The 3926-nt window shown below is 43.7% G+C and carries 4 protein-coding genes; 2 read left to right on the top strand and 2 right to left on the bottom strand.

Annotated features, from left to right (window positions below):
* Window positions 1–544: hypothetical protein (locus IH879_21085; protein ID MCH7677423.1), on the top strand; the 544-nt coding region annotated here is incomplete at its 5' end.
* A 79-nt stretch (window positions 545–623) separates the two neighbouring features.
* Here IH879_21085 and IH879_21080 read toward each other — a convergent pair.
* Window positions 624–1301, bottom strand: coding sequence for a hypothetical protein (locus IH879_21080; GenBank protein ID MCH7677422.1), 678 nt, complete (start codon window positions 1299–1301; stop codon window positions 624–626).
* 24 nt (window positions 1302–1325) lie between these two features.
* On the opposite strand from IH879_21080, the gene IH879_21075 reads away from it, so the two are divergent.
* Window positions 1326–2687 (top strand): sigma-54-dependent Fis family transcriptional regulator, encoded by a 1362-nt coding sequence (locus IH879_21075; GenBank protein ID MCH7677421.1) that lies wholly within the window; start codon window positions 1326–1328, stop codon window positions 2685–2687.
* Between the two features lie 235 nt (window positions 2688–2922).
* Here the strand turns inward: IH879_21075 and IH879_21070 are convergent.
* Window positions 2923–3926: molybdopterin-dependent oxidoreductase (locus tag IH879_21070; GenBank protein ID MCH7677420.1), on the bottom strand; the 1004-nt coding region annotated here is incomplete at its 5' end.

Here is a 3926-nt window from a genome sequence, read left to right as displayed (position 1 = left end):
AAAAGGAATGCCTATTTTTTTCACCGGCCTGGCATTTACACTGGCATTATTCTATAACACTTCCCCGGCCGGACGTATATCAGATGTTCCGCAAATTCCAAGCAGTATTGTCCAAGCGATGCTCATACCGGCCGAATACGCCCTTCGCACAGCAATCCCTGATTTTAGACAAGATATGAAGATATCAGAAGTCGAGGAGTTGAGCGTACGTGAGCTGCCTCGCATAATTAATGCGCCGCAACAACTGACAAGCCGGATGATCAAGGATTCTTTCGATAAACTGCCGGTAGGAGAGCAAGAAAAAACTGTCGCCCAGTTTTTGACTACGTTTATCAACGAACAGCTGGCGGCTACAATACTGCCGTATAAGCAACTCCTACCCCTGATTTATCTGTTTGGTTTATTTCTCGTTTTTCGAGCTCTTGCAATGCCCTTTATGTGGATCGCTATTGGCCTGGGGTGGGTCATTGTGAAGATACTTTTACGCCTCAATAAACTTAAACTACGCAACGTGAGCGTGGAAAAGGAAGAACTTATATTATAATTCGAATTTACGAACGATATTCGAATGTTGTGAACGGATATTTGTAGCATTCGTATATTATTTGTAGATTAGTATTATATTATTGCACTGTTAATCTTAAAGTTTCAGCCGACGCGAATTCTAATGGATTACCTAAGTTTTTTATTATCAAACTTATATTTATATCCAAACTCTCTCCTAATTGAATTTCCGGAATATCAAGTGATAAAAGATCCGGACGATCTACGGCTCCTTCAGGTTTCTTGTCATTTACTTCCCAGCCGAAATCCAGGGAATTAATATTGTTAACATTAAAGAAATAGGGTAATCCTCGAAAATTACGTTGATCATTCGTATCTATTACCACATCCGGTTCTGCTATCGGAATATCAAATAAGTGTTTTAATTCCGCCCCTTTGTAGTCCAAGATTAGGATTTTAATGCTGGGAATTCTGTTGTCGTATGGAGTAATGGTGAACGCAAAGGTTTTGTTGCCAATGCCTGTTTCTTGTAGTTTAAAATTAATGAACCAGCGGATTGTGCTTCGGGAAAGATCGGCTATTTTGCCATTGTCAATTAACTCAAAAGATACCTCAACTTGACTTCCGCGGATTGGCAGAGCTTTAGCTTGATAACCGGCGGGAACATAAGTATTCGCCTTCCACGTGACTAAGAATTCGGGGGTGGCTTGCCCGGCAACCGGGGTAAAAGTTCCAAGCAGTAAAATCCCAAGCACCACTGAAATTATTAGTATTTTATTAGTATCATTAGCACCCATTCGTATATTGGTATCTTATATTTTATGAATAAAATTCTAATTGTTGAAGACGATCGAAACACCCTCTCAGGCCTGATGGAAATTCTTACCCAGGAAGGGTATGAAGTCGAAGGTGTCGACAACCCTAAAAAGGCCTTAAAATCCCTCAAGAAGGAGACGTTTGAAATACTGCTCACCGATTTAAAAATGCCCGACATGAGCGGCATGGAGCTTTATGAACGTTCGCTGGCAATCGCGCCCGAAATGAAAACCATCGTGATGACGGCTTATAGCTCTGTAAAAGATGCTGTTGAGGCAATGAAAAGGGGTGTTTATGAATATTTAACCAAGCCGCTGGACTTAGATGAATTATTCGTCATAGTTGAAAAAGCGCTCGGTGAGCAGAATTTGCTGCGCGAAAATGTTGAGTTGAAGAACAAGGTGAAGTCGACGTACAGTTTTCGGAACATTATCGGAAAAAGTGCAGCAATGCAAAAAATCTTCAAGACTATTGTCAAGGTTGCCAAAAGTCAGGCTACAATCCTGGTTCGGGGAGAAAGCGGAACAGGTAAGGAGTTAGTGGCCAGAGCCATTCATTATAACAGCCCGAGGGCCAATAAGCCGTTGATTGAGATAAGTTGTGCTTCCTTTCCTGAAACGCTTCTTGAAAGCGAGCTTTTTGGCTATGAAAAAGGCGCTTTTACCGGTGCCGATAATCAAAAGAAGGGCCGGTTTGAACTCGCCCAGGACGGGACGATTTTTCTTGATGAAATCGGTGATATTTCGGAAAACGTCCAGGTCAAGTTACTGCGGGTTCTGCAGGAAAAGCAAATTACCCGTCTTGGCGGCACCGAAACAATTAATGTAAATGTACGCGTCATTACCGCAACCAACCGAAATCTTGAACTCGCATTAGAGAACCACGAGTTTCGTGAAGATCTTTATTACCGCCTGAATGTTATTCCAATTCATTTACCCCCTTTGCGCGAACGAAAAGATGACATCCCAATTTTGGTGGAGCAATTTATCAAAAAGTTCAGCATTGAAAATAAACTGCCTCCTCCCAAGATATCCGACAAAGCTTTAAAACAGAGTTTGGACTACCATTGGCCGGGAAATGTTCGAGAACTCGAAAATGCCATGGAAAACGCTGTGGTCTTGGGAGAGGGGGCGACTATCTTGCCGGAACATTTACCATTTGGCCTGATTGGTCACAAGAAGTCGATGTCGCAGCTTGGCTTCCTCAATAGTGCCGGCAAGGATTATAAAGATAAAATGGCAGCGGCGGAAAAAGTCATTCTGCAAACAGCGATAGAAGAAGCCGGCGGCAACAAGTCTGAAGCTGCAAAAATTCTCGATATAAGCTTAAGAACCATGCGTTATAAAATTAAAAAATATGGTCTCTAGTCCGCGTTGCATAAATTATGCGTAATTGCAGACGATACTATCTCAAGGTAATATGCTCTCCATCGAAACGAAAAGCGAGTAGCCCTTCGGCTTGCGCTCAGGACAGGCTCCGAGGGAAGAGCGACCCAGATACACCCCTCGCTCCTCGCCTTTCGCTCATCGAATTTCGTTTGGTGCAACCAGGACATCGTAAAAAGTACTCCAATTTATGCTAGGAGGAATCTATTTATTTTATTTATCCCACTTTTACTGTCCGAACATAATAGCCTGCGTCAAGACGTCTTGTGGGAGCACTTTGGTTATCAATCTTTAACTGAATACGATAAAGACCGGCCCTATCCGGTTTCCAAATATGTGTCCATAAAGACCAGGTTCCATTCGTTTGATGCTCATACGCATCAACGTCGACATAATTTGTATGATTGTTGAACCGAATAGCTAAACTCCTGGCAGCGTTGACGCCACCCCATAAGATACCGACAACTCGGTAAATTACCTTGCCATCAAGTGACCACTTTTCAACTCGTACCGGCATAGCAGCCTGATCTATAACCGCCGCAATAAAATCCCTTGCCAGCCTCGGCACCCCGGATTGATGGGTCCGGCTCGCGAACTCCCTCATTTGACTGGTAGAAGATTCGGTATCCGCAACAAGAGTAATTTCATTGACCCATTTGATGCAGGTGCATCCATACCAGCCCGGCACAACGAGACGAATTGGCGCACCATGATCTTTGGACAGAGGCACGTCGTTCATCTCAATGGCCAAAAACGCTCCTGATTTTTCAAGTTGCTCCTTGGTGAAAATCCAACTGGCACCTGGTTTAGAATCGTGCGCTGGCCTGGAATGTTCATCGAATCCGGAAATTCTGACCAGAGCGGCCTGGGGTAAGATATTTATCTTCTCAAGAGCTTCGAATATTGGAATACCCGTCCAACTGGCAGCGCTTAGCAAACCGAAACGGGAAAAGCGATCGTTGCCCGCACATTCCATTAAATGAATCCCCATTGAAGTTGCTTTTGGTAAAAGATTATCAAGTGATAAATCTACCGGCTTTTGAACTAAGCCATTCACGGCAATACGCCAGGGATTGTTCCGTTTCAGTTGATCCGGATATAGTGTGCGAATGTAAAAATTTTCATTTGAAGTCACCAGGGTTTCTGGCGTCAGGGTTGAATGATCGAGAAAGCGCCGGCCGCTTAGGCCCTCACCTGTGCTGACGTTCAATTGAACAGAAC

Source organism: candidate division KSB1 bacterium (assembly GCA_022562085.1).
Taxonomy (GTDB): domain Bacteria; phylum Zhuqueibacterota; class Zhuqueibacteria; order Oceanimicrobiales; family Oceanimicrobiaceae; genus Oceanimicrobium.
This window is presented reverse-complemented; position numbering and strand designations above follow the sequence as displayed.

Coding starts and splice junctions, on each gene's coding strand:
- IH879_21080 (MCH7677422.1), bottom strand. CDS start 1,301: ATGGGTGCTAATGATACTAATAAAATACTAATAATTTCAGTGGTGCTT.
- IH879_21075 (MCH7677421.1), top strand. CDS start 1,326: ATGAATAAAATTCTAATTGTTGAAGACGATCGAAACACCCTCTCAGGC.